We start from the raw sequence: 22966 nt of genomic DNA, 5'->3' as shown, positions 1-22966 counted from the left end.
CAATCTAAAAACTGAATGGAACGGGGGGCGACTTAGTCAGGGCTTTGGTCACTCAACTCCACCGCAGTGACCAGGTTTCGAGGTAGGGCCGTGGATTTTCCTTTCTGACTGAGCACGATCGCGTCGTCGTCCCGACGCACCAGCTGACCCACCCACTGGCGTTTGCCCTTGTGGGCTTCGCTGAGGGAGACTTCGACCATAAAGCCTTTGAACACCACAAAGTCGCGATCGGTTTCCAGGGCGGCAGAGACCCCTGGGCTGGATACCTCCAAAACGTAGGCATCGGGAATGACGTCGGTGGTATCGAGAACGGCTTCAAGGGCCTGGCTCATTTTTTCGCAGTCGTCGAGGCCGGTGTCTTCGTTTTCCAAGCTGCGCACGTCAATGCGGAGCACCGGGGGAGATTGGTTGGTGTGAAAAACCGCTTCAACCACTTCTAGCCCTAGCTCCTGGGCAACGGGAGCCGCCAGCTCGAGCACTTGGGGAATGAGGGGATGTGCCATGTAACCCAGAAAATAAAGCCAATAAAAAAGTGGGCCTCGACCCACCTCCCAAAACATTGCTGCTAAAGGAACCCAAACCTGAGGGCTTGAGCAACCTTATTTTAGCGGATTGTGGGGGTAATGGGGAGATCTGCTGCGCTGGGCTGGTTGGGGACTGGCATCACGGCGCGCACTGCTCGCCATCGCTGGTGAAGGCGAGGGGGTAGTCGGGGCTGAGGGGATAGCCCTCCGGGCCAGCGCTAAATCCGTAGCCGCGCACCACCTGGTAGGTTTGTAGCACCCGACCAAAGCGGCGAATTTCCACGGTTTGGGGTGGGCTGACCCGATCAAACATGGCCAGGTGGGTGGGGCAGATGGGGTGCCAGGCGTTACCCAGCAGCACGGCGTTGCGCCCCTCCAGGGCGGGGGCATCGTACCAGAAGTCGAACTGGTCGATGCGGCCTGAAATGGCCAGCACATCGGATCGGTTGAGGGTGTAGGCCAGGGCCGAGGCCGAGCGGTAGTCGGTGGTGAGCAGAATGGGATTCTCTAAAGTCTCGGCCTGGGCGGTGACCGCCTGGGCGATCTGGGGCCAGCCAAACAGGGCGGCGCCGTCGGGGTCCTGCGCGTCCAGGAAGACGCTGAAGGGCATTACGGTATAGTAGGTCACCAAAGCCGCTGCCACAAATAGCCCCAGCCCCTGGGCGATCGCCAGTTGGCCCCTCCGCACCGGCGCTATGCACTGGCGATAAAAGCGATCGCTCAGTAACGGCAGCAGCAGGGGGTAGGCCAGAATGTTCCAGTAGAACAGCGCCACCGAAACCGTAGCCAGGGCCGTAAAGGCGGCGGTGGAGAGGCCGAAGATCCACAGGGCCAGGGCGGGGTAGCAGGAGTTTCGCGTGAGGTTGGTCTGTCCCCGATTTCCTATCAATCGGCCAATACTCCAGGTCTGGATGGGGCCGAGGGTGAGGCCGCACAGGGCCAGAAACACCAGGGGCTGGAGCAGGCTGAGGCTGAGCCCGCCGCCAGCGGTGCGATCGCGGTAAAAGCGAAAGGAAAAAAAGTCGTGCTGGATATTCCAGATCAAGATCGGCGAGAGCACCAGCAGGAGCAGCCCCAGGGCCAGGTAGAGGCGGCGATCGCGCAGCAGCGACCGCCGCGTTTTGTCGCTCACCACCAGGGCAAAAAAGCCCAGCCCCACGAAGAGCGCATTGTACTTGCACAGGCCGGCCAGGCCCAGAAATAGAGCGGCACCGTATAGGTCTCTGCCGCTCCCAGCCGGATTGGTTACTGCTTCATCCACGTAGCGCACAAACAAAAAGCTGCTGATCACCGCAAAGGTGACCAGCCAGTGGTCGTGCCAGGCCAGGCCCAGGTACCAGAAAAACAGCGGCGATGACAGGCCCAGCAGCACCACCAGCCAGAGGCGATCGCGGGCCTGGTCGCCGTAGAGATAGCGGCAGATGCGGTAGAAAGTAAGCCCCAGTATGCCGCTGCTGATGGCGTTGGGCAGCCGCAGTACCAGAGGCGATCGGCCCAGGACCGAAAACAGCCCCTGCACCCAGGCGTGAAACGGCGGATGGTCGTAGTAGGAAAAGCCCGGACGCTGCCCCCACAGCCAGTAGTAGGCTTCGTCGGGGTTGGGGAAAGCCGTCAGCCAAAAGCCGATTCTCAGGGCCAAAAAGCCCAGCAAAAACCAGCGTCCCCAGTGCCAGACCGGGGACTGAAAGAGAGGCCAGCGCTTACTCATCGGGGGACTCTAGGGCGCTGGGGTCGATGTCGTCTAGCTCGGGAATGTCGCCCAGGTCAAGGGAACTGGGGGTCTCAGCCGGTTCCATTACCTCGGCATCGAAGGGCAGAATGACCGTGGGCAGCCCCGCCCCCTGCAACCCCTGAAGAATGTGCCCTGGCGTTTCGGGAAACACCACAAACAGCGGGTGGCTTTTGTCGGTGCCGTCGCTGAGCAGGTGCTGGTACTTTTGGGGCAGCAGCCACTCGTAGCCGCGATCGATCAAAATCTGCGTGTGCCGCCAGCGCATCAGCAAATCCGAAAAATCTTCCTGGGGCCGGTGGATGTAGACAAAGATCTCGACCCCCGTTTTGATTTTCCACTCGGGATCGCACATCAGCAGGGCGACATCGCAGGGTAGCGTTACCACTGCGCCGGGCGGCATTCCCGCCCCGTGGGGATTCAGGTGAACGGCCTCGCGCACCCGCACGTTGGGCAACGGCAGCGTAATCAGGCTTTCCTCGGGCCGCCGCATGCTGGGTACGGCCTCCAGGTAGGGGCGATGGCGCTTGAGCAGTTCTAGCGCGCCGTCGTGGTCAGTGCAGACCGAGAGCAGCGTTTCGTACTGAATGGATTTGATCGCCATACTGTCTACCAGGACTACAGGTTAACGTCAGTATTCCCCAGCATTTTACCGAACCTGGCGACGGTGGTCCTGATAGCCGGCTGGCCCGACTCAGGCATGAGTGATCCAGGTGAGGGCGCGGGACTGTAAGCTGGCGAGACAAATTGGGAAGAAACCTATCGGGCGATCGCGCGATCGCAGGTTCTGAGCTTAGAGTAGGGTCAAGCGCTGCCGTTACTGGGATCCTGCGAACGGCAGTGATGGTCGATCGGTGCGCCTCAGTGCCAGTTATGGCCCAGCCCTATCGTTTTTGGGAGTAGCCCTATGAACGAGTCTAAGCCTGCTAGTCTCCGCAAACTGGTGCTGATGGCGGCTCTCCAGCTCAGCACCGTGTGGGATTTAATCACCACCCTGCTGGGCATTTTGCTGATTTTAGACAGCCGCAACCTGGTGGCGGTAAGCCTGGCCGTGATCGGTACGCTGATTGTGGTGGCGTTCAACTTTTCCACTCGGCCCATCTGGCGGCGGCGACAGCGCTACAGTGCCTACGGGCTGCAGCTGCTGGTCTTGCGCCTGGTGTGGCTAATGGCTCTAGTTGTCGATCTGTGGACGTCGTTGACCTGCAACGCCTGGTTTATCGGTTCGCAACAGTCCTACAGCGTGGCCTTGGGAGACTTGCTGGGCGGCCTCAACCTGGGGCAGCTGGTGATTGTGGTGTTTATCACCCTGGTGACCGGGGTCAGCCCCATGCTGGTGGGCTACCTGCGCGACCAGGACATCGACACCCTATTGAACTAAATGGGTGAACTAAACGGGATGCTTCAGTTTGAACTTTTCAGGCTGAATTCTCCGCTACGTCCTGACCCATCTCACCCCCTGCTAGGCCTTGAATCCAGAGGGCCCCGAGTAACCCCCAGCTGACTCTGAACTTTCAGGCTGCGCCAGAGCTGGCTACCGCTGATGTCTCCGGCCAGCAATTGCCGGTACTGGGCGATCGCCCGCTCCACCTCCGCTGGCCCTTCATTCAAAAACTCCAGCCGAAAGTGTCGTGCTCCGGCCTGCATCAGCCGCTGGGCATACTCCGCCCCGGTTTGGGCGACGCCGTTGAACACGGTGTTGCGGCAGCCTGCATCGGCCATGACCACGTGCTCGGTGCCCACCCGATCGCGCAGCGTGACCGACTGCCTCTCGCAGGGGCGACCACAGTCGCGAAAGTCTTTGCCATCCGACAAAAAGGCGCAGAACACGCAGTGCTCCATGTGAAACATGGGCATGTGCTGGTGCAGGGTGATCTCAAACCAGTCGGGTGGCGCAGAGGCCAGCAAATCCACCAGCTGCTCGGCGTTGAGGTCGTAGGAGGCGGTAACGCGCTCCAGCCCGTAGCGCTCCAGCAGGTAATCCGCTGTCAGGGCATTGGCGACGTTGAGGGAGAAATCTCCCACGCAGGGCAGGCCCGCAAAGTAGGCCAGGTGGTCGTAGTTGCGCACCAGGTAGCCATCGGCCTGCGATCGCTTCATCTGCTCCAGAATGTAGGTCTCCAGCGGCTTGGTGATGCGGGGCGGTGCCACCCAGATGGTCTGGGCGTCGCTGATTCGATTGGCCCGGAACCAGTCCACGGCATCCCTGTAGGTCGCCGGATTCTCAAACTCGCAGTAGAGGGTCTCGATGCCCGCAGCGGTGGCGGCGGCGAGTTGGGGGCGGGTGCGGAGGAGGGTGGTGAGGTGGGGGCGAGAGGGTGAGGGGGTGAGGGGGGAAGGGGGTGAGGGGGGAAGGAGATCGGCTAAAGATGCCAATTCGTTTAGGGTCCAGGGGCGGGGGCGCGATCGCACTTCCTCCAGCTGCTCCACCAGCTCCCGCCGCAGCCGGTTCAGCTCGCTGACGGGGATCATCACATGGCCCTGGAGCTGGTTGTCCAGAGCCTCCAGATGAAACGGGGTGTTGCCCAGGCGACCAAACTGCTGGGTGAGGCGATCGCCTGTCAGCGGTTTCGAGTGGGCTTCCACCAGCGGCATGGTGGACACCGCCTGGGCGATGTGGCCCTGGCCGTCGCGGGCGATCGCCACCAGTTCTTGCCCTACGCCGCCGTGAATCTCGATGGCGATGGACCGGGTAAAGCGGGGCTGGTCGCCGCCGTAGGTCTGCTGAATTTCCTTGTCCAGAGCCGGGTCGCTGGTCTTCCACAGGCGATCGCCCACGTGGACCCGCCGCCAATTCACCGCATCGCGGCCAAACTGCAACCGGGTCTCGTGGCCGAACACATCCACCTGGTAGACCCGCCCGCCCTGCTCCTTTTGCGCCGGGTGGCCGTCGTCAAACACTACCCCATCCCCTGGCTTGATCGGAGCTTGGGCCTGGATCCACACCGCTTCCCGATCCACCCGTGTTACCTCGCCCAAAAACACTCCCCGCTTTTTGCCAAACCGGGCGTGAACCAGCGCCTGGTTGTCGATGCCCTCAAACCAGCCGGTGTAGAGGCCGCGGGAGAAGGCCATTTCTAGACGGTAGCGATCGTCGGGGGCAGGGGGGTGGGGAGTGGATGGGTGGATGGGTGGATGGGTGGATGAAGCGCCCATAATGGAATGTTGCGATGGCGCACCTTCTGTAGCGTGGGTCAGCGCCGTGCCCTCATCCTGTGTCGCCAACCGATCTCCAGACCCACGACCCAACTCTGTCCCCAGCCGATCCAACGACTGCCGATACACCCGCGTCACGTTGGCCACGTACTCCGGGGCCTTAAGACGACCTTCGATCTTCAGGCAGCTCACCCCGGTTTTCACCAGCTCCGGCAGCACCGCTAGCCCAGAAAGATCCTGGGGACTGAGCAGGTAGGCGCGATCCTGGAGATCTACCCGCTCCCCATCGGCGATCAGCTCGTAGGGCATGCGGCAGGCCTGGGCGCACTCCCCCCGATTGGCCGATCGCCCCCCCAGCGCCTCGCTGGTCAGGCACTGGCCCGAGTAGGCTACGCACAGTGCCCCGTGGACAAACACCTCCAGGGGCAGGGCAAGGTTCTTCTCCCCCAGCTGCGCCTGAATTTTGGTGATGTCTTTGATCGAGCACTCCCGCGCTAGCACCACCAGTTGGCAGCCGAGTTCCTTCGCAAACGCTACCCCGGCGGCGCTGGTCACCGTCATCTGGGTAGAGCCGTGGATGGGGAAGTCCGGCGACAGGTGGCGAATCAACCGACAAATGCCGATATCCTGCACGATCGCCGCATCTACTCCCGCCGCAATCATAGTTTTGAGGTACTGCTCGGCTTCGCCCAGCTCTGCGGGAAACACCAGCGTGTTCAGCGTCACGTAGCCCTTCACCCCCCGCCGATGCAAAAACGCCATCAACTTCGGCAAATCGGCCTCGGTAAAGTTTTCGGCGCGCATGCGGGCATTGAAGCGATCGAGGCCAAAATAAATCGCATCGGCCCCATTTTCCACGGCCGCCCGAGCGCACTCCCAGTTGCCAGCGGGGGCTAGCAGTTCTGGTAGGGCGTAGGTGGCATTGCCCCCCGCCTCTGGGCTGGCTGAATGGATCGGCGTTGAAGTCATAGGAAATAGCGACAGACAAAGGCAGTAGGGCTTCTTCCATCCTACTTGGCCCACCGCCCAACAGGGCGTCGTCGAAACCCATAGGAGCTTGTTCCCTGAGGACCGCCGGAAGCCAGCTAACGGCTAAGTTGAGCGGCGGCTAGTATCCTTTGTATCCTCGCCAAGATCTCTCGTCCGCCCGCTCCAACGTGTTGTGTACGCCCAGCATGGGCGTGAACTAATGGGGTGAAAGTCCCCTGTGGGAGAACCAGCCATCCAAATGCTCGCAAGTCATAGGAGCCGAGAGATGGACAAATGGCAAGAGTCGCCCGCAAAGTGCGGGATAAGACCCTGCTAGCCTTGATAGGCCGATACCTGCGAGCCGGGGTCATGGTCGAGGGGGTAGTACAGGCCCCAGAGTGGGGGACACCGCAAGGGTCGCCCCTGTCGCCGCTGCTCGCCAACATCCTGTTGGATGACCTCGACCAAGAGTTGGAACGCCGGGGCCACCGCTTTACCCGCTATGTGGACGATGTGGTCATTTTGGTCAAATCAGCCCAAGCCGGCAGGCGAGTAATGGCGAGCGTGACTCGCTATCTGAGCCAGGTGTTACGACTGAAGGTGAATTCGCAGAAAAGCCGGGTTCGACGGATTGAGCGATTGGAATACCTAGGATTTACGTTCCAGGGAATCCGCATTGTTTGGTCTGAGCGAGCCTTCCAGGACCTCAAGTACCGCTTGCGGGGGTTAACCTCGCGGCGGTGGCGAGTGTCGATGGAGTATCGGCTGAAGCGGATTAGCCTCTATCTGCGGGGTTGGATGGGCTACTTTGGAATTTCCCAATTGTACGGGCCAATTCCCGAGTTAGATGGGTGGCTGAGGCGTCGAATCCGGATGTGCTACTGGAAACAGTGGCGTAGGCCGAGAACGCGCATTGGCAACCTGCTCAAACTGGGGACACCGAGACGACACGCCTTCTCGACGGGCTTAAGCCGGAAAGGATATTGGCGGTTGTCGCGGTCCTTAGCGACGCAGACGGGGATGACCAATGAGTGGTTAGCACAAGAGGGATTGCTCTCGATTCGCGACCTTTGGATGAACGCCCAGGGTTACGGTGAGAAGTCTATTACTTCGTCTAGCAGGTAGGTTGAGAACCGCCCATTGCGGAGCCGCACGATGGGTGGTGTGGGAGGGGGGATTCGTGAGGATTCTCCCTATCCCGATTAGACCACGCCTTCTCGACAAATTCACAACTTTTCTGCCACCCTCAGCCTGTTGCTTTTGCAGATCTGCGAAAAGTGCCTTTAAGTTATGGTTGAATGATCGGGAATACTCTTCGCGAATTCGGTGAATTTCTTCTACGATTGCATCTTGATACATAATCAAACTCCCAGCAGTTCATAGGGTGTACAAAGAATCGGCAATTCATATCCAGAGTCAAGACTAATCTCTGCTAACTTCCTCTGAATTTGAGCATTAGCTATGTGCTTACAGTTCCATGTGAGCAGATAATCCATCTCGTGAATTGTTGCGGCTGCGATGTGAACAGCATCAACATCAGCTTTTGAAGGGAGACTGCTACGTTCCAAAAATTGCTCTGCCAGATCAAGAACAGCTTGATTCAGTTCAAGCAATTCAAAATCACGAATAATTTCGAGTCGCTGAGTTGCAATTTGAGCGTCGCCTTGAGAAGTTTCCTTTACGACTGCTTGAGACGTATAAAGTTGGAATTTGCTTCGGCGAATATCCCACCACTCCCTGGTTATCTCAATATTGGCAGCCACAACAAGGTCTCTGCTGGGTCGAGCAGTGAGGTAGCCTAATATGCTCGTTTCGATGTAGACAGCTTCACTCATGCAAACAATAAGCGGTACTACCTATATCTTAGCTTGCCGACTCCAGGCTACGTCAAAACGCCTTCACAAAACTGTAATTATTCTTTGTCGCCAAAGTCTACCCTATGCCTTATCCAGTTCTATCTCGTCATATCCATAGTCAGATGAGTAGTTGGGGCTATCAATCAGAACCTGAGTCGCGCTAATAAGTTTTTCTATGTTTTTTGCTCTCATCGATCCAGACCATGGCGGTGCATGTTTCATGAAAAAGCCTACAAGCACTGAATTGGCTTCTTGCTTGTTTGATAGTGAACTTCCATCAGCTGAAATGGAGATACCATCACCCCAATTCTTTCCTGCTTTCATATTTTTCAATGTTTCCTTAAAGATTTTAGCGTCTATTTTTAATTGGCAGATTAGTTGGCTAATTGCTACCACATAACCATGTAAATGAGATTTCTTCGGATATTTACCGTGCTTAAAATAGAAGCTGTAAGCTTTAGCAATTTCATTGATCGTTGAGCCTACTGCCAACTCATTTGGGAAATTAATTTTCCCCTTAATCGCGGCTTCAAGGGCCGCTTCAATTTCTATATTAATCTCAATGAGTTCTTGTGCGTCATTCAGCTCACTACTAAACTCATTGATGTAAAAGCAATTGAAAAAGATCTCATCATCTATTTCTTCTCCAGGTTCCTCCCCAAGAAATTCACAAACACAATCTCGCACAATCTCTCTTATCCGATTAATGTCACCGCCAAGTATATCTTCTTGTTTACAGCGCTCCTCCTCTTCCTCTCGCCGACATATGGCATCTAATTCTCTTTGTTTACGTTGTTCTTCAGCTTTTAATACATCCCTGAGTTTGCGTTCTGAATCTTCCACCTGCTGACGATTGCGCTCTTTAGCATCATATTCTGGGTAAAGGATTAAGATTGTCTCTGTAATTGTTGTAAAAATAAAGTCAAGCGACACCGCCCGTCCAATCTCAGAATTAAGTCGTTTAGCGAACTTCCAGGCACAATCATCAATGTTTTGCTTGAGGCAATTAAGCTTTTCTAGATCGCTGTATTCCGATTCAATCCAAGCACGAATTACTTTCTTGAGGATTCGGGATTCGGCTTGAGAAATTTGCATTGCTGTTTGGCTCTTCGGCTAGAACAGGATTCTTTTAGCAAATTATCGCGTGACTATCTTGTAGTGGCAAGCAAGGATATCATTGAGCCTCCTGTTAGCCATGTGAAACATGGGCATGTGCTGGTGCAGGGTGATCTCAAACCAGTCGGGTGGCGCAGAGGCCAGCAAATCCACCAGCTGCTCGGCGTTGAGGTCGTAGGAGGCGGTAACGCGCTCCAGCCCGTAGCGCTCCAGCAGGTAATCCGCTGTCAGGGCATTGGCGACGTTGAGGGAGAAATCTCCCACGCAGGGCAGGCCCGCAAAGTAGGCCAGGTGGTCGTAGTTGCGCACCAGGTAGCCATCGGCCTGCGATCGCTTCATCTGCTCCAGAATGTAGGTCTCCAGCGGCTTGGTGATGCGGGGCGGTGCCACCCAGATGGTCTGGGCGTCGCTGATTCGATTGGCCCGGAACCAGTCCACGGCATCCCTGTAGGTCGCCGGATTCTCAAACTCGCAGTAGAGGGTCTCGATGCCCGCAGCGGTGGCGGCGGCGAGTTGGGGGCGGGTGCGGAGGAGGGTGGTGAGGTGGGGGCGAGAGGGTGAGCGAGGTCTTCTTCGTCTTCACCCAGCACGCCCTGGCCACGGCGCTTGGTCTTGCCAGCCTTACTGGCTTTTTCCCGCATCTTTTGATCGTCATCCTCGTCCTCGCGCTCTTCGCGCTTGTGGCGCGGCGGCGAGGGACGGCGCGGCTGGGACTCATCGAGTCCGCCGACCCCCAGCACAGAGATGGAGTCGGTAGCGCCGGGAGTCTCGGTGCGGGCGGCCGTTTCGGCCCTGGCCGTTTCGGCGTCGGCATTGGGGCGCCGCAGTTTGGGCTTGGGCTTCAGCCGGGGAACGTCCTCGTCGGCGTCGATTTCGCGAATGGGAATCGTGGGACGGGCAGCTCCTTCTACCGGGCGGTCGGGACTGCTGCTGCGATCGCGGCGAATTACTGGCCGAGGAGGACGGGCGGCCTCGGTTGGCGCATCGGCGGGGCGATCCTCTAGTTCGGGGCGCGATCGCGATACCGGGCTGACCAGCTCGGGCTTGGGTTTGACCGGTGAGGCAGTGGGACGCTCGACGGTTTCGCTGCTGGCCTCGGTTGGGGCGACCGGCGGAGCGGGGCGACTGGGTGCCGCCGGAGGCTTCGGTGGACTGTCATGCCCGATTGCAACGAAACCGTAACAGATGGTGGAGCAGGGCGATCGCGCCCCACGGTTCCAGGGTTCCCCCTCGATTTGGCTATCCCTGGCGCTCAAATCCAGACTAGGCGGTAGACTGAGGCAGATATAGCGTCGGTTACCCTATTCAGTGACCGTTATCCCTATGGATTTTGAAACCGCTCGCGAATTTGTGGTCCGCCAAACCCTTGGCACCAGCGCCGACCTGCCCGACACCTTTATCGCCTGCCTGCGCCAGGGCAAGCCCCCCATTCCTGGCCAGGTCACCTCTCTGCTGCTGGCCCTCAAGGTGCTGTTCGAAGGGCTCAAAAACGAACCCACTCTCGATCGCACCCTGACCAAAGCCCTCTTCATCCTCTCCTACGAAAGCCGCCAGCTCTAGGGTTTTCATCGCAGGCTCCTTTGCTGCCAGCAGCGCTCCAGGTGGTCAGTGAGAGAGAGCTTTGATTGGGTGGTGGCCTGCACCACGCTCCAGACTTGTAGAGCGGCAGCGGGGGTATCGATCGCGACGCTCAGGGGGCGATCGCAGCCGCAATCACAGGCCAGACCCAATGCTTGCAGGCGATGGTAGACCGTCCACCGATTGATGCGGTCCAGTTCAACTACGGTTTTGGCTGGGGCAATGGTGTACAGGTCGGGCCCGAACTCGGCGTAGTCTGACTTTAAAGCTTGCATATTAACTCGACTGACTCTCCATAGCGGTGACCCCAGGGGGCCTGAACTTATTGAAATTAACTCTAGACTAGGCGCTTGCAGGTGCCGAGAGAGTAGGAGAGCGAAAGGCCAAAAGCCCCTGCCAGCCAAGGTTTCAGCACGCTTTGGTAATTTTCTTAGCTCGACTTCACCGCGACAAGTCTGTCATTGCTATTGACTCTCGTTTTTACTAAGATACCCAAGCTCGGAGATTAATGCAACAAATTTTCAATAAGAAGGCGCTGTTGCCACTAACTCAACCCGGCATTTGGTCACGGGACGCAGACTGGACCAGCGATCGCTAATACACTGGGTTTAACGATCAGTTTGCTGCGATCGCCGAACCATGCCATCTTCCCCAACCGCCGCCGCCCTCCGCGCCAATCTGGTGCAGTCCTACCAAAAGCTTGCCGACCGCGAGCGCGAGTTGGTGCAGCTGTATTCCATCATTTATGCCCCGATCGGCAAGGCAAAGCTGCTCGACTGCCTCAACCTCTATTTTGAGAGCGCCGAAAAGCCCAGCCTTGCGGGGCCGCATCTGCTCAACCCGCTCATAACTCGCCTGAACGGCAAACGCCTGCTGGTTACCCACACCACCTACGGCCCTCAGTGCCACCCGCTGCTGGTCGAAATTGCTACCCGCGACGCCATTCACCAGGGTCGCTTTGAGCCCATGGTCAGGGCGGTGCAGACCAGGCTACCGATTCGCACCCACGGCTGGAACCAGAGCCTGCGCTATTTTCAAACCGAGGACGAGTTTCTGCGCGAGGTCCGCATCGGCCTTTACCGCCACGACTGGGACTACATCGAGCAGCAGTTTGACGCCTACTACAGCAACCCCTACACCTCGGGCCGCATATCCATGGCCCAGGTGTTTGATCTGATTTGCAACAACCGGGAATTAAGTCGTGACTCAATATTTGATCGTCATTGAACCAACTGAGACAGGCTTTTCGGCCTATTCCCCCGATTTACCGGGCTGTATTTCGACTGGGACGACTCGGGCTGAGGTAGAAAGCAACATGCGTGAAGCGATCGAGTTTCATCTCGAAAGCCTCAAGCTAGAAGGCTTAGACGTTCCGCAACCTTCTACCACCTCCGCCTACATTGAAGTCGCCGCATAGCGCCTTAGCCCCAGGCACCATGCCCTGGGGATAGCGCAAGAAGGGTTGGGTGTCTATAGAAATTCAGTACACTGGCATCGGCCAGTGTTCCACCTGCGCCAGAGGTTAAACCCCCTGTGATTCTATCCTCTTCACCGATCATCAACCGCAGCAAGTCGCTCTACGAGCAGGTGTACCACGCGCTGCGTTCGGCGATTTTGACCGGCGACCTCTCCCCAGGCGATCGCCTGGTTGAAACCCAGTTGGCCGAGTGGCTGCAGGTGAGCCGCACCCCCCTGCGCGAGGCGCTGCGCCAGCTCCAGCAGGACGGGCTGGTTACCGCCGATGTCAGCGGCGGGCTGCGGGGGACCACCATTACTGCCGCCGATGCCGAAGAACTCTACGACTGTCGGCTGGCCCTGGAGGCCCTGGCGGTGGCCGGGGCCTGTACCCACGCCACAGCGGAGCAGCTGGAGGCAATTGCCCTCTGCGTGGCCCAGGCCGAGGGGGCCACCGCCAACAGCCACGGCAGCCTCTCCCCCGAAGGGCTGCTCAACGTGGACTACCAGTTTCACCACCTGATTGCCGAAAGCTCGGGCAATCGGCGGCTGGTGTCGCTGCTCGATTCACTGTTTGACGCCATGGCCCTGCTGCGGATCCAGACCCTCCAGCAAAACCCCAACGTGCTCGATATTCGCCTGGAGCACCGCCAGATCTACGAGGCCATCCTCAGCCGCAACTCGGAGGTGGCCGTCAGCGCCATCACCCAGCACCTGCGGGCCAGCAAAACCCGCGTGGTCAAAGAAATTGAGGGCCATCAGCCGGTTGCGGCGGTTCCGTCCTGACGACGGGGATCGCGGTCTGGTAGGATCTTGAGACGATTCACCTAGCAGAAACCGCCATGTCTCAGACTCCCACCACCGGGGCCGATGCCGTTGATGCCGCGATCGCAGCCGGCATCGATCTCGACGGCACCCCCATTCCCCCTGCCAAGCTCGACCTCTACCACCAGGTAATGGCGAAAGAAGCCGGGCGGCAGCGCAGCGGTGTCTCCAACTCCATGCGATCGCGGATTGTGCGAATTGGGGCCAAGCATTTTTCCCAGGATGAGCTGAACGCCATGCTGGCTGCCGCCGACTTTGCCCCTCTCAAAGACAAAGAGATCGCCTATTTCTACGGCGGCAAGTAGTTTTATCTAGGGCAGCGTCAAGCCCAAAAATTTGGGCTCTCGGAGGTTGGGTGAACCCTGCCTTTCACCCAACAGCAACAACCCTGATTGGGGCGCTGCTGAGGCGGCAGCGGCGATTATTTCGCTGGTGGCACCGGGTGCGTGATGGCACCTTGGTACGCTCCGACTTTATCGAGTTCGTCAAACCCTTGCGGGCTGGCTTTAAGGCTGAACTCGTTGCGGCGACAGCCCTGCCTATCGCCATCGCCGAAAAGACGCCGCTAGCTAAAACCATCCGCACCTGCCAGCAACTCTTACAGGTAGAACCCGCCCTTTGGACGTTTGTGCAGACCCCAGGGGTGGAGCCGACCAACAATGCTGCTGAGCGGGCGTTGCGTCCAGCGGTGATCTGGCGGCGCACCAGTTTTGGCTCCCAGTCTCATGGAGGAAGTCAGTTTGTCTCGCGCATGCTGACGGTGGTCACCTCCTTGAAGGCTCAGCATCGCAATGTCTTGGCCTTCCTCAGTCAAACCTGTGCCGCCGCTCGGTTGAACCGGCCCGCGCCATCTTTACTTCCTCAATTTGAGCCCGAGCAGGAGGACTCTCTGGAGGCTCATGGTCAGCCTCTCTCTCTAGCTTAGAAAGTTCGATGAGGGACGCTTACCATATGACAGGGGTGCATCGGTTAATTGTCCAAACTCTATATGGCAGCGGGCTCAGGTTGCGAGAGGCCATGCAGCTACGGGTTAAAGATTTGGACTTTGCCCAGCATCAAATTGTGGTGCGGAACGCAAAAGGTCAAGAAAGCAGAGTGACAATGTTGCCAGACAGTCTGGCTAGCCCCTTGCAGGAGCATCTTCAAGGGGTACGGCGTCTGCACTGCCAAGACTTGGAGCAGGGGTATGGGGCAACGACTTTGCCCTTTGCTCTGGCGCGCAAATATGCCAATGCCAATCGTCAGTGGATTTGGCAGTTTGTATTCCCCGCTTCTAGTCGTTGTCGGGATCCCCGTAGCGGGGCGGTTGTCCGTTACCACCTGCACGAGAGTGGTTTGCAGAAAGCAGTCAAGCAGGCGGTGCATTGTGCAGGAATTCAGAAGCGGGTTGGATGTCACACGTTTCGCCACAGCTTTGCCACGCATCTATTGCAAAACGGCTATGACATTCGCACGGTACAGGAGCTTTTGGGTCACAAGGATGTGAAGACCACCATGATCTACACCCATGTGCTGAACCGAGGAGGTCGAGGGGTGCGGAGTCCGCTGGATGGCTAGACCACTCGCCGTTCTCTCTGGCTCCACGGTTGACGGGGAGCTTTTGTACCACTATGCTCTTACGTTAAGCCGTTCAGGCCGAGCGGCGACCATGCAGAACTCGAAAACTTTAGCGCTGCCGGAAGGTGTTCGCAGCACCAACCGACAGCTAACCCCGCAAATCTCGACGCAGATTGCGAGGCTACGGTAGATCGTACCCTAGCCCCCCCAGTTTGTACTTCAAGCGTGGGTGGCTAGGGTTTTCGCGTTCTGTCTTCCTACACCACAACCGGAGACAGAACCGATGTTTGAATACCTCGAACCCGACGCCGCTGGAGCGCCGAACCAGCCGCCTGCCCAGCCTTCCCAGGCCCACCCCCAGCCCGAAAAGCTGCGCCATCTGCTCTACGGCAGCCGCGCCGCCATTGACCGCACCATCAAAATCCTCCACAGCTTCGGCTATGCCGACCCCAACGACTGGAGCGACCCCATCCCTGCCCCCCAGGGCAACCCCGCCGCCAAACCTGACCAGTGGATGGCGATTCTGATCAGAACCGTGCTGCTGGAATAGACCCCCTCGCCGGAGGTTGCTCCCAGCAGCCTCCGGCAGGAAACTAGGCCTGTGTAAGGTGGTTGGACCTGGCGAAAGCTCAGGTTTACTGTATTCAGTCTGTTAAATAGTTTGGTGATGATCCCCCGGCTTCCTACAATGGAGGGATTAACTGTTGGTTGCAAACTCTGGAGGAAGTATGAGTCGTCCGGTAATCCTCGGCATTGTGGGCGATAGCGCCGCAGGCAAAACCACCCTGACCCGGGGCATCGCGCAGATCCTGGGCGAAGACCAGGTCACCACCATCTGCACGGACGACTACCACCGCTACGATCGCAAGCAGCGCAAAGAGATGGGCATCTCCGCCCTCCACCCCGACTGCAACTACATCGACATCATCCAGCAGCACCTCAGCCTGCTGCGTACCGGGCAGCCCATCCTCAAGCCTATCTACAACCACAGCACTGGCGAGTTCGACGCCCCCGAGTACATCCAGCCCAAGCGGTTTGTCATCGTCGAAGGGCTGCTGGGCTACTCCACCCGCGCCTGCCGCGACGCCTATGATGTCAAAGTCTACCTGGCCCCCCCCGAGGACCTGCGGGCCAACTGGAAGATCAAGCGCGACACCCGCAAGCGCGGTTACACCCCGGAAGAAGTGATCAAACAGATCGAGGCGCGAGAATACGACTCCGAAGCCTTCATCCGACCCCAGCGCCAGTGGGCCGATGTGGTGGTGAGCTTTTACCCTCCCGCCGACGAAAAAAGCGAGGACGAGCTGCTGCTCAACGTGCGGCTGGTGATGCGACCCACTATTCCCCACCCCGACTTTACCCACCTGCTAGAAGATAAACACGGCGGCTCCCTCAGCGATGCGGTGCGGATGGGCCTCGATCGCGACATGGGCAAGCCCGTGGACGTGCTCGAAATTGACGGCCACGCCACCGAAAAGCCTGTGCAGGAGCTGGAGCGCACCCTGTGCGGCGAAATCCCTTACCTGGGTCAGTTTTGCAGCATCGAGGGCAACACCGACATTGGCAAGGTGGTGGGCACCACGGGCGAAACCCTGCAAAGCTACCCCCTGGCCCTGACCCAGCTGCTGATTACCTACCACATGCTGAAGGCTGCCAACATCTACGAATAGCGCTTCGGTACTGTGGCTGGCGTTGCTGATTGCCGGGATGATCTGCCCCCCTAGCCCCCCAATGCTGGGGGGAACCGAACCGTCTCAAAGTCCCCCAGTATTGGGGGATTTAGGGGGCAGTGAAAGGACTTTTGCCGCTAAAAATTCATGCCTTGATTCAGCAACGCCCTGTGGCTAACCCCGCTGGGGAATGGTCTAATGTGCGGCAGTTCGGCTGAGTTGAAGATGCTCTTCTCCCTGGCTGAGCAAGATGGCGAAGAATTGGGGGGCTACCGGCCCAGCACTTGGTTGATGGCCGTGACCACGGCCTGCTGTTTTTTGAGCGGCTCCCCATAGGCCAAAATAAATCGCATCGGCCCCATTTTCCACGGCCGCCCGAGCGCACTCCCAGTTGCCAGCGGGGGCTAGCAGTTCTGGTAGGGCGTAGGTGGCATTGCCCCCCGCCTCTGGGCTGGCTGAATGGATCTAGGGTGCAGTGAAAGGACTTTTGCCGCTAAAAATTCATGCCTTGATTCAGCAACGCCCTGTGGCTAACCCCGCTGGGGAATGGTCTAATGTGCGGCAGTTCGGCTGAGTTGAAGATGCTCTTCTCCCTGGCTGAGCAAGATGGCGAAGAATTGGGGGGCTACCGGCCCAGCACTTGGTTGATGGCCGTGACCACGGCCTGCTGTTTTTTGAGCGGCTCCCCATATAACAGCCTTATGCTGCGCCCGTTGTGCAATTTAGCTCGAGTGGTGTCCACCAGCCTCCCCTCGGTGTCTTCAGATTTCACTACCTTAACCTGCTTGATTTGGCTAAAGGAGTAGCTGGTCTGACGACGCTGGCCCAGCCAGTTGCGGTGGTAAACAGTGAGCTTTTTGCTGCGTCGATCGACGGTGCAGCGGCTGAGGGTCATATAGCTCAGGCAAACACCTAGACTAAACAGCAATACCGCCGCACCGATCGCAGGTCCAATCCAGCCCTTAAACCCCGCCGTATCTCTGACCTCAAAGGAGACATTGCTGGTGGTGAGGTAGCGGTTGATGGCTTGGATATGGCTGTCAGCGCGATCGCGATCGCCAGGAGCCCCGAAGTTGTGGCGCTCACCGGAGGCCGCCACCAGCTCCACCCGGTAGCTGGTTTCGCCGTCGCTGTAGGTGCGGCTGCGCAGCTCGGCCCCGGTGAGGTGGGGAATAAAGGCGGTATCCCTGGGCGGGGCGTTTAAGCTAGCCGTTTGGAGGGTGCAGCTGACTCGCTCGGCGGTGGCCTTGCAAACCAGGCGATCGCGCTCCTCTGTGACAGCGAAGAGGCCCATCAGCAGCAAAAACAGCGTAATGACCGCCGCCATGCCCAGGCCTCCCCAGTGCTCACCCAAGCGCATATCAAACCGCTCGGGGGTCTGTTCTATGATTCGCATAGGGTTTTCTCCGGTGTGGGCTGAGGGAGACAACGCTAGAATGCCCACCACCGACTCCGCCTCACCTACTGCTGCCGAGACACCGACTCGCCCCGCGACAACTCGGTCAGCATCATCTGAATGAAGCCAGAGGCTACCTCGGCCGACTGTTCGTGGGTGGCGAAGACAATCGCCAGGCTATTGGTTTCCCCAGCCCCGTAGCACAGGATCCGAAAGCTGCCGTCCTCAAAGTAGCCGGTGCGATCGATCCCCCCCCGGTCCGACTCCACGCCCAGGGTCTGAATCAGGCGATCGGCCCGGGCCAGGCAGCCGTCTACATCGGTACTGAGCAGTTGGTCGCCGCTGGCGATCTCCGGCCGGGCGATCGCAGGCAGCGTGAACCCGATCAGGCCCAAGCTGGCCAGCAGCAGGCCGGAACGGAGCCGGGCTGCGGGCCGGTTCCCGAACGGTTTGCAATTGGCGAATAGATGCCGTTTCATAAAAATTACGCTTAAGGTTACAACAGGGGCCACCTACCCAGCCCAGGGCCACCGGCTGAGTAGCAGCGGGCATTGGGGTCATAGCCTGTCTACTTAATACAGGTCGTTTCCCCGGATTCCGGATGCCTTGCCGAGTTCTGTGGCCCTGGCCCGACCGCTGACACCGGTGTTGAGCGCCCAAACGCGCGGGTCTGGGCTTTTCCCCGAGGGGCAGAGGTTGCGATTCAGCGCAGGTCCCCTGGGCTACCCAGACAAAAAACACAGACAAAAAAGCGCCGAAGGCTTGCCTTCGGCGCTTTGGGGTGTTGAGGAGTGAACGATTAATAATTAATGTACGAGCGGCGTATGTCACTGAGGTAGCCTGGATATGTCAAGCCTGTGACATTTTTCAACTCCCCAATCTGTGACCCAGCCCGACGCCCTGCGCGCTTTGCTCAATGCTGTTTCCCAGGGGCAGCTGAGCCCCGATGCCGCCTTTAATCAGCTCAAATACCTCGACTTCGAGCCGGTTGACGACTTCGCCAAGGTCGATCATCACCGCACCCTGCGGACCGGCTTTCCGGAAGTGATCTGGGGGCCGGGCAAAACCGTGCCCCAGATCGTGCAGATCATGCGTAGCCTCCACCAGCACAACCCGGTGGTGATGGCCACCCGCATCGAACCAGAGGTCTATGCCCAGATCCAGCGGCAAATTCCGGCTGTCCTGTACTACGAGATGGCCCGCATCTGTGCCCTGGTGCCCCTGAACTGGACTGCCCACCGCCCTGGCACCATCGGTGTGCTGACCGCAGGTACCGCCGACTTGCCCGTGGCCGAAGAAGCCGCCGTCACCGCTGAGCTGAGCGGCTTTGCCGTCAAGCGCCTGTGGGATGTGGGGGTGGCCGGGCTACACCGACTCCTGCACCACCGTCAGCTAATTCGAGATTTAGATGTGCTGATTGTGGTGGCCGGTATGGAGGGAGCCCTGCCCAGCGTGGTGGCCGGGCTGGCCGACTGCCCAATTGTGGCGGTGCCCACCAGCGTCGGCTACGGGGCCAGCTTCAACGGCCTCTCAGCCCTGCTCACCATGCTTAACTCCTGCGCGGCGGGCATCGGCGTGGTCAACATCGACAATGGCTTTGGGGCGGCGGTGCTGGCTGGGCAAATTTTGCGTACCGGAGCGCGCCTGGGTGCCCAGGGTACTCGGGAGTAGGTGGGGAAGTTCCCCACCCCCGACGCAGCCAGAAATTTGGGAAGAGGGACTGCCTGCCCTACCGCAGGTTGTTGGGGAGGGCGGCTGGTTTAACCGCAACGGTTTGATCGCGCCCGTTGCGGTGAATTTCAAGATTGAGGGTATCGCCGATGGCGCTGGCCTCTACCCTGGCCTGCACATCGGGCGGGCTATCCACAGGGGCACCTTCAATTGCGCGGATCACATCGCCCACTTCGAGGCCAGCGGCCTGGGCCGGACTGTTGGGCAACACACCCACGATCAGCACGCCGGGCTCGTCGTCATCCTGGAGTCTGAGGTTGAGCTTCTGCTCGGCGTTGATGCGCTCCACCATTTCCGCCGACAACTCCACCATCTGAATGCCCAGGAAGGGATGCTGCACTTCGCCCGTGGCAAACAGCTGATCGGCAATCCGCTTGGCGGTTTCAATCGGGATGGCAAAGCCCAACCCCTGGGCATTGGCGCGAATGGCGGTGTTCATGCCGATCACCTCGCCGCGATCGTTGAGCAGAGGCCCGCCGGAGTTGCCGGGGTTGATGGCGGCATCGGTCTGGATGAACTGCACCCGTTTGTCGGGGATGCCCACCTGGTTGCTGCTCCGCCCCAGGGCACTGATGATGCCAGCGGTGACGGTGTTGTCGAGCCCCAGGGGGTTGCCGATGGCGATCGCCCACTGACCGGGGGCCAGGTCCTGAGTGCTGCCCAGCCGCACTGAGGGCAGGTCGGCCGCTTCAATTTTGATCACGGCTACATCGGTGACGGAGTCTACCCCGACTACAGTGCCTTCGAAGTCGCGTCCGTCCCGCAGGGTTACCTGCACCGTTTTAGCGCCTTCAACCACGTGGGCATTGGTGAGGATCTGACCGTCGTTGGAGAGAATGAACCCCGACCCGGTGCCCTGCTCCAGGCGATCGGGCAGGTTGGAGGGGGGGAGGTTGCCCTCTTCCTCAAAGAAACGACGGAAAAAGGGGTTGTTGAAGGCATCGGGGGTGACGCCGCGAGCGGAGCGCTCGGCATCGATCCGGACTACGGCTGGGCCTACCTGCTCCACCGCCAGGGCAATAAAGTTTGGGTTAGTATCGCCCGACTGGCCTGCAGCCGGAGGCACCAGGGCTGGCTCTAGCACCCTGGTCAGGGAGGTGGCAACGGCGGCAGGGGGGTCTTCTGACTCCTCGGCGGTCACGTCTGAATTGGTCCGAGAGACATAGGCATGGCTCGCCCAGCCAACCCCGCCACCGATAACCAGGGCGGCGGCTACCCACGCAACCGGCGGAGCAAACTGCTTTGGCAACGAGTCCATTGCTGACGACCTCTGCTATTGTGCCTGAGCGACTGTGTCTGACGGGCTGCCGCCCTGGAGCTGGTCACACCAGCGCCAGGCAGGTCTACAGCAGGGCTGCTCCACTGCCAATCGGCACTCACCCCTGAGCAATCTAGCCCGTCTTGCCTATTATAGAGGCTGTGCCCTGGTGAGCGATATGGCCAAGATATTGGCCTGCCCATGGAGCGGGTTGAGCCTGGGCTAAACCTACATAGAAATTATGGTGTTGTACGTGCAGAGGAATGGGTCGCAGCGGAAACGGCACTTACGAGTGACCAGGGAAATGGGGCGGCTCGTTGCCGGGCTGCTGCTGGCCGGGTTGGCCCCGCTGGCGATCGCGTCTGGGGCGATCGCGCAAACCAGCCCAGGTATCTGTCCTCAGCCAGTGCTGTCGCGCCTGACTCGCCATCGGGTGGCCGCTGGCGAAACCCTGGAGACCATTGCCCAGCGCTACGGGCTGTTGCCCGCCACCGTGATGGGCCTCAACCCTGCGGTTCAGGGAGGCACCGTGCGCCCCGGTCAAGAGCTGCTGATCCCACCCTTCAACGGCATTCGCGTCAATGTGGCCCCCGGCCAAACCTGGGAACAGGTGGCCCAGGCCTACAACAGTCGGGCCGATGTGCTGTTTGAGGTCAACGGCTGCGTGGGCACCGTGCCCGCAGCTATCTATGTGCCGGGGGTGAACTGGTTTCCGGGGGTGCGCACCACAGCCGCCGCAGCGCCTGCCCCCAGCCAAAGCCCGCTCCAGGGCTATCCGTTGCCCCAGCGATCGCAGGTGATTGTCAACTACGGCTGGCAGCCCGACCCCGCCCAGGGCAAGCTGGTGTTCAACACTGGGGTGGCCCTGGCCAGCCCCGCCAGTACGCCGGTGCTGGCGGTGGGGCCTGGCACCGTGGCCTTCGCCGGGCGCGACTCGGTCTACGGCAACCTGATTGTCATCAACCATCCCCAGGGCCTGCAAACCCGCTACGCCAACCTGGGGGCGCTGGAGGTCAGGACCGGGCAGACCGTCGGCCAGGGCGATCGCCTGGGGCCAATTGCAGCGGCGGCGGCCGGCGGCGAATCGTTTTTATTTTTTGAAGTCCGGCTCAACTCCGCCATGGGTTGGGTCGCCCAAAATCCTCAAGATTTTGTGCCGGCTATGGTGCTGCGTTAGGGGGGAACCCGCTCTGGGCAGTATGATGCCACTGCCCAGTGGGTCACACCCTGGCACACACGGGCAAGACCGCCTACAATGAGCCCTAGAGGGGCTTGGTTGGCGGTGAGGTGGTGAACCAGTGGCCTCAGGTGAGTGTATGGCACAGCGTTTTTCTCAGCAGCCTTTGCAGGCTCCCCCAGAACTGTTTTCTGAGGCACAGGACCCAGCCCTGACGTCGGGCCTGTTTTGGGCCCGGCTGCTCGCCTATCGGCCCCTGTTTCTGCTGGGAGGGCTGTGGCTGGCCCTGGTCTGTGTCTCTGCGATCGCCTACCACGGCCTGATGTTCAATGAGCCTGTGGACAATGCTGCTTACACAGAAAGGCCGCTGACTGTGGTTGAAACCCTGCCTCAGGATCTTCCCGCCGCTGAGCCAGATCGCGGCGCCACCTCCGGCTCTGGCACCGTGGCCCTGTGGGCGTTGTTCAGCCTGGTGGGGCTGTGCGGCTTTGGTTGTTTTGTCCTCACCCAGCAAATTCGAGCCTCCGCCCGTCCGGCCAAGCGCAAAAAACCTCGGCCCCGACCCGTGGTCAAAGCCAAGCCTCCGTCGCCGCCCCAGCCCAGGCGGCTGGCCCCCTATTCTCCCCAGCGCGATGGCGTGGTGGTACTGGGGGCCAAGAGCGTTGAGCCCCCGGTGCATGAGACTCCCCCCGATGCTCTGGCCCCTGGCAGGCCGCCGCGTTCCCCGGCCAGGAGCGGGCCGCCGCGACCGGTACAAGCCGCCCTGTCCCAACCCGCTGGGTCCAGGCCCCGGCCTCCAGGGCCACCAAACCATCGCCCCGCTACCGATTCAATCCCCGTCTATCGGCCCACGGTGGTTTCCGAAGAGGCTGACCTGTCGCTGGATTGGCCGGAGGGCAGCGTTGCCCACGTACTGGATGTGCGCCAGCGGCGATCGCTGTCCTCCTTTATGTAAACCCGATTGATTTC

Annotated in this window: 25 protein-coding genes and 1 pseudogene; 14 read left to right on the top strand and 12 right to left on the bottom strand. The window is 59.6% G+C overall.

What is annotated here, in order from left to right; all coding sequences use genetic code 11:
* Positions 1–32: 32 nt before the first annotated feature.
* The 3 genes from rimP to NF78_RS13345 form a co-directional block, all read right to left on the bottom strand.
* On the bottom strand, positions 33–503 hold the full coding sequence (rimP, locus tag NF78_RS13355) for a ribosome maturation factor RimP (protein WP_035987075.1): 471 nt from the start codon (positions 501–503) through the stop codon (positions 33–35).
* A gap of 160 nt (positions 504–663) precedes the next feature.
* Positions 664–2232: an ArnT family glycosyltransferase gene (locus NF78_RS13350; protein ID WP_052050350.1), complete on the bottom strand. Its 1569-nt coding sequence runs from the start codon at positions 2230–2232 to the stop codon at positions 664–666.
* On the bottom strand, positions 2225–2857 hold the full coding sequence (locus NF78_RS13345) for a hypothetical protein (RefSeq protein WP_035987073.1): 633 nt from the start codon (positions 2855–2857) through the stop codon (positions 2225–2227). Before NF78_RS13345 ends, NF78_RS13350 begins: the two co-directional genes overlap by 8 nt.
* Positions 2858–3160: 303 nt before the next feature.
* On the opposite strand from NF78_RS13345, the gene NF78_RS13340 reads away from it, so the two are divergent.
* Positions 3161–3634 carry a hypothetical protein gene (locus tag NF78_RS13340; RefSeq protein ID WP_035987071.1) on the top strand — a complete coding sequence of 158 codons (474 nt, stop codon included), beginning with the start codon at positions 3161–3163 and terminating at the stop codon, positions 3632–3634.
* 71 nt (positions 3635–3705) lie between these two features.
* On the opposite strand, the gene NF78_RS13335 is transcribed toward NF78_RS13340, so the two are convergent.
* A complete protein-coding gene (locus NF78_RS13335; RefSeq protein WP_035987070.1) occupies positions 3706–6378 on the bottom strand; it encodes a U32 family peptidase in 2673 nt (890 codons plus the stop codon).
* A 294-nt stretch (positions 6379–6672) separates the two neighbouring features.
* On the opposite strand from NF78_RS13335, the gene NF78_RS13330 reads away from it, so the two are divergent.
* A complete protein-coding gene (locus NF78_RS13330) occupies positions 6673–7503 on the top strand; it encodes a reverse transcriptase domain-containing protein (protein WP_035987067.1) in 831 nt (276 codons plus the stop codon).
* Between the two features lie 236 nt (positions 7504–7739).
* On the opposite strand, the gene NF78_RS13325 is transcribed toward NF78_RS13330, so the two are convergent.
* The 4 genes from NF78_RS13325 to NF78_RS32960 all read right to left on the bottom strand — a co-directional run bounded on the left by NF78_RS13325 (position 7740) and on the right by NF78_RS32960 (position 10606).
* Entirely contained in the window at positions 7740–8141 is a 402-nt protein-coding gene (locus NF78_RS13325; protein WP_263970594.1) for a type II toxin-antitoxin system VapC family toxin, read from the bottom strand.
* A gap of 174 nt (positions 8142–8315) precedes the next feature.
* Entirely contained in the window at positions 8316–9329 is a 1014-nt protein-coding gene (locus tag NF78_RS13320; RefSeq protein ID WP_035987064.1) for a hypothetical protein, read from the bottom strand.
* A gap of 42 nt (positions 9330–9371) precedes the next feature.
* On the bottom strand, positions 9372–9740 hold the full coding sequence (locus NF78_RS13315; RefSeq protein WP_197064832.1) for a hypothetical protein: 369 nt from the start codon (positions 9738–9740) through the stop codon (positions 9372–9374).
* On the bottom strand, positions 9686–10606 hold the full coding sequence (locus NF78_RS32960; protein WP_197064831.1) for a hypothetical protein: 921 nt from the start codon (positions 10604–10606) through the stop codon (positions 9686–9688). Before NF78_RS32960 ends, NF78_RS13315 begins: the two co-directional genes overlap by 55 nt.
* Before the next feature lie 67 nt (positions 10607–10673).
* On the opposite strand from NF78_RS32960, the gene NF78_RS13305 reads away from it, so the two are divergent.
* The gene (locus tag NF78_RS13305) at positions 10674–10910 is read left to right on the top strand and encodes a hypothetical protein (protein WP_197064830.1); all 237 of its coding nucleotides are present in this window, start codon (positions 10674–10676) and stop codon (positions 10908–10910) included.
* A gap of 5 nt (positions 10911–10915) precedes the next feature.
* On the opposite strand, the gene NF78_RS13300 is transcribed toward NF78_RS13305, so the two are convergent.
* Positions 10916–11203: an Asr1405/Asl0597 family protein gene (locus tag NF78_RS13300; protein ID WP_052050347.1), complete on the bottom strand. Its 288-nt coding sequence runs from the start codon at positions 11201–11203 to the stop codon at positions 10916–10918.
* A gap of 364 nt (positions 11204–11567) precedes the next feature.
* On the opposite strand from NF78_RS13300, the gene NF78_RS13295 reads away from it, so the two are divergent.
* The 8 genes and pseudogenes from NF78_RS13295 (at position 11568) to NF78_RS13265 (ending at position 16435) form a co-directional block, all read left to right on the top strand.
* Entirely contained in the window at positions 11568–12155 is a 588-nt protein-coding gene (locus NF78_RS13295; protein ID WP_035987056.1) for a hypothetical protein, read from the top strand.
* A complete protein-coding gene (locus NF78_RS29430) occupies positions 12130–12345 on the top strand; it encodes a type II toxin-antitoxin system HicB family antitoxin (RefSeq protein WP_072016071.1) in 216 nt (71 codons plus the stop codon). Before NF78_RS13295 ends, NF78_RS29430 begins: the two co-directional genes overlap by 26 nt.
* A 116-nt stretch (positions 12346–12461) precedes the next feature.
* Positions 12462–13169, top strand: coding sequence for a GntR family transcriptional regulator (locus tag NF78_RS13290; RefSeq protein ID WP_035987054.1), 708 nt, complete (start codon positions 12462–12464; stop codon positions 13167–13169).
* A gap of 56 nt (positions 13170–13225) precedes the next feature.
* Positions 13226–13513 carry a DUF4090 family protein gene (locus tag NF78_RS13285; RefSeq protein WP_035987051.1) on the top strand — a complete coding sequence of 96 codons (288 nt, stop codon included), beginning with the start codon at positions 13226–13228 and terminating at the stop codon, positions 13511–13513.
* Between the two features lie 92 nt (positions 13514–13605).
* Positions 13606–14133 (top strand): annotated as a pseudogene (locus NF78_RS13280) (IS66 family transposase); the annotation flags it as partial.
* An 8-nt stretch (positions 14134–14141) separates the two neighbouring features.
* Positions 14142–14765, top strand: coding sequence for an integron integrase (locus tag NF78_RS13275; protein WP_318655467.1), 624 nt, complete (start codon positions 14142–14144; stop codon positions 14763–14765).
* A gap of 283 nt (positions 14766–15048) precedes the next feature.
* Entirely contained in the window at positions 15049–15315 is a 267-nt protein-coding gene (locus NF78_RS13270; protein ID WP_035987049.1) for a hypothetical protein, read from the top strand.
* Positions 15316–15493: 178 nt separating this feature from the next.
* The gene (locus tag NF78_RS13265) at positions 15494–16435 is read left to right on the top strand and encodes a phosphoribulokinase (protein WP_035987047.1); all 942 of its coding nucleotides are present in this window, start codon (positions 15494–15496) and stop codon (positions 16433–16435) included.
* 625 nt (positions 16436–17060) lie between these two features.
* On the opposite strand, the gene NF78_RS13260 is transcribed toward NF78_RS13265, so the two are convergent.
* Together NF78_RS13260 and NF78_RS13255 are read right to left on the bottom strand one after the other, a co-directional pair.
* A complete protein-coding gene (locus NF78_RS13260) occupies positions 17061–17831 on the bottom strand; it encodes a hypothetical protein (protein ID WP_035987045.1) in 771 nt (256 codons plus the stop codon).
* 65 nt (positions 17832–17896) lie between these two features.
* Positions 17897–18310, bottom strand: a complete 414-nt coding sequence (locus NF78_RS13255) for a hypothetical protein (protein ID WP_225885293.1) — start codon at positions 18308–18310, stop codon at positions 17897–17899.
* A 403-nt stretch (positions 18311–18713) separates the two neighbouring features.
* Here NF78_RS13255 and larB point away from each other — a divergent pair, with 403 nt between their 5' ends.
* Positions 18714–19502, top strand: coding sequence for a nickel pincer cofactor biosynthesis protein LarB (gene larB, locus NF78_RS13250; protein ID WP_035987043.1), 789 nt, complete (start codon positions 18714–18716; stop codon positions 19500–19502).
* A 58-nt stretch (positions 19503–19560) separates the two neighbouring features.
* Here the strand turns inward: larB and NF78_RS13245 are convergent, their stop codons facing one another.
* Positions 19561–20820 (bottom strand): HhoA/HhoB/HtrA family serine endopeptidase, encoded by a 1260-nt coding sequence (locus NF78_RS13245; protein WP_035987041.1) that lies wholly within the window; start codon positions 20818–20820, stop codon positions 19561–19563.
* 304 nt (positions 20821–21124) lie between these two features.
* On the opposite strand from NF78_RS13245, the gene NF78_RS13240 reads away from it, so the two are divergent.
* Positions 21125–21997, top strand: coding sequence for a LysM peptidoglycan-binding domain-containing M23 family metallopeptidase (locus NF78_RS13240; protein ID WP_035987039.1), 873 nt, complete (start codon positions 21125–21127; stop codon positions 21995–21997).
* A 139-nt stretch (positions 21998–22136) separates the two neighbouring features.
* Positions 22137–22952, top strand: coding sequence for a hypothetical protein (locus tag NF78_RS13235; protein ID WP_035987037.1), 816 nt, complete (start codon positions 22137–22139; stop codon positions 22950–22952).
* Positions 22953–22966: the final 14 nt, after the last annotated feature.

Source organism: Leptolyngbya sp. KIOST-1 (assembly GCF_000763385.1).
GTDB lineage: Bacteria > Cyanobacteriota > Cyanobacteriia > Phormidesmidales > Phormidesmidaceae > Nodosilinea.
Note: the sequence above shows the minus strand (reverse complement) of the source record. Positions and strands in the feature narration are given on the sequence as shown.

Bases quoted from the DNA above. Each gene is read 5' to 3' on its own strand.
- NF78_RS13330 (WP_035987067.1), top strand. From the start codon at position 6,673: ATGGCAAGAGTCGCCCGCAAAGTGCGGGATAAGACCCTGCTAGCCTTG.
- NF78_RS13300 (WP_052050347.1), bottom strand. From the start codon at position 11,203: ATGCAAGCTTTAAAGTCAGACTACGCCGAGTTCGGGCCCGACCTGTAC.
- NF78_RS13285 (WP_035987051.1), top strand. From the start codon at position 13,226: ATGTCTCAGACTCCCACCACCGGGGCCGATGCCGTTGATGCCGCGATC.
- NF78_RS13265 (WP_035987047.1), top strand. From the start codon at position 15,494: ATGAGTCGTCCGGTAATCCTCGGCATTGTGGGCGATAGCGCCGCAGGC.
- NF78_RS13305 (WP_197064830.1), top strand. From the start codon at position 10,674: ATGGATTTTGAAACCGCTCGCGAATTTGTGGTCCGCCAAACCCTTGGC.
- NF78_RS13260 (WP_035987045.1), bottom strand. From the start codon at position 17,831: ATGCGAATCATAGAACAGACCCCCGAGCGGTTTGATATGCGCTTGGGT.
- NF78_RS13350 (WP_052050350.1), bottom strand. From the start codon at position 2,232: ATGAGTAAGCGCTGGCCTCTCTTTCAGTCCCCGGTCTGGCACTGGGGA.
- rimP (WP_035987075.1), bottom strand. From the start codon at position 503: ATGGCACATCCCCTCATTCCCCAAGTGCTCGAGCTGGCGGCTCCCGTT.
- NF78_RS13320 (WP_035987064.1), bottom strand. From the start codon at position 9,329: ATGCAAATTTCTCAAGCCGAATCCCGAATCCTCAAGAAAGTAATTCGT.
- NF78_RS13340 (WP_035987071.1), top strand. From the start codon at position 3,161: ATGAACGAGTCTAAGCCTGCTAGTCTCCGCAAACTGGTGCTGATGGCG.
- NF78_RS13235 (WP_035987037.1), top strand. From the start codon at position 22,137: ATGGCACAGCGTTTTTCTCAGCAGCCTTTGCAGGCTCCCCCAGAACTG.
- NF78_RS13270 (WP_035987049.1), top strand. From the start codon at position 15,049: ATGTTTGAATACCTCGAACCCGACGCCGCTGGAGCGCCGAACCAGCCG.
- NF78_RS13240 (WP_035987039.1), top strand. From the start codon at position 21,125: ATGGGGCGGCTCGTTGCCGGGCTGCTGCTGGCCGGGTTGGCCCCGCTG.
- NF78_RS13335 (WP_035987070.1), bottom strand. From the start codon at position 6,378: ATGACTTCAACGCCGATCCATTCAGCCAGCCCAGAGGCGGGGGGCAAT.
- NF78_RS13255 (WP_225885293.1), bottom strand. From the start codon at position 18,310: ATGAAACGGCATCTATTCGCCAATTGCAAACCGTTCGGGAACCGGCCC.
- NF78_RS13295 (WP_035987056.1), top strand. From the start codon at position 11,568: ATGCCATCTTCCCCAACCGCCGCCGCCCTCCGCGCCAATCTGGTGCAG.
- NF78_RS13275 (WP_318655467.1), top strand. From the start codon at position 14,142: ATGAGGGACGCTTACCATATGACAGGGGTGCATCGGTTAATTGTCCAA.
- NF78_RS13245 (WP_035987041.1), bottom strand. From the start codon at position 20,820: ATGGACTCGTTGCCAAAGCAGTTTGCTCCGCCGGTTGCGTGGGTAGCC.
- NF78_RS13345 (WP_035987073.1), bottom strand. From the start codon at position 2,857: ATGGCGATCAAATCCATTCAGTACGAAACGCTGCTCTCGGTCTGCACT.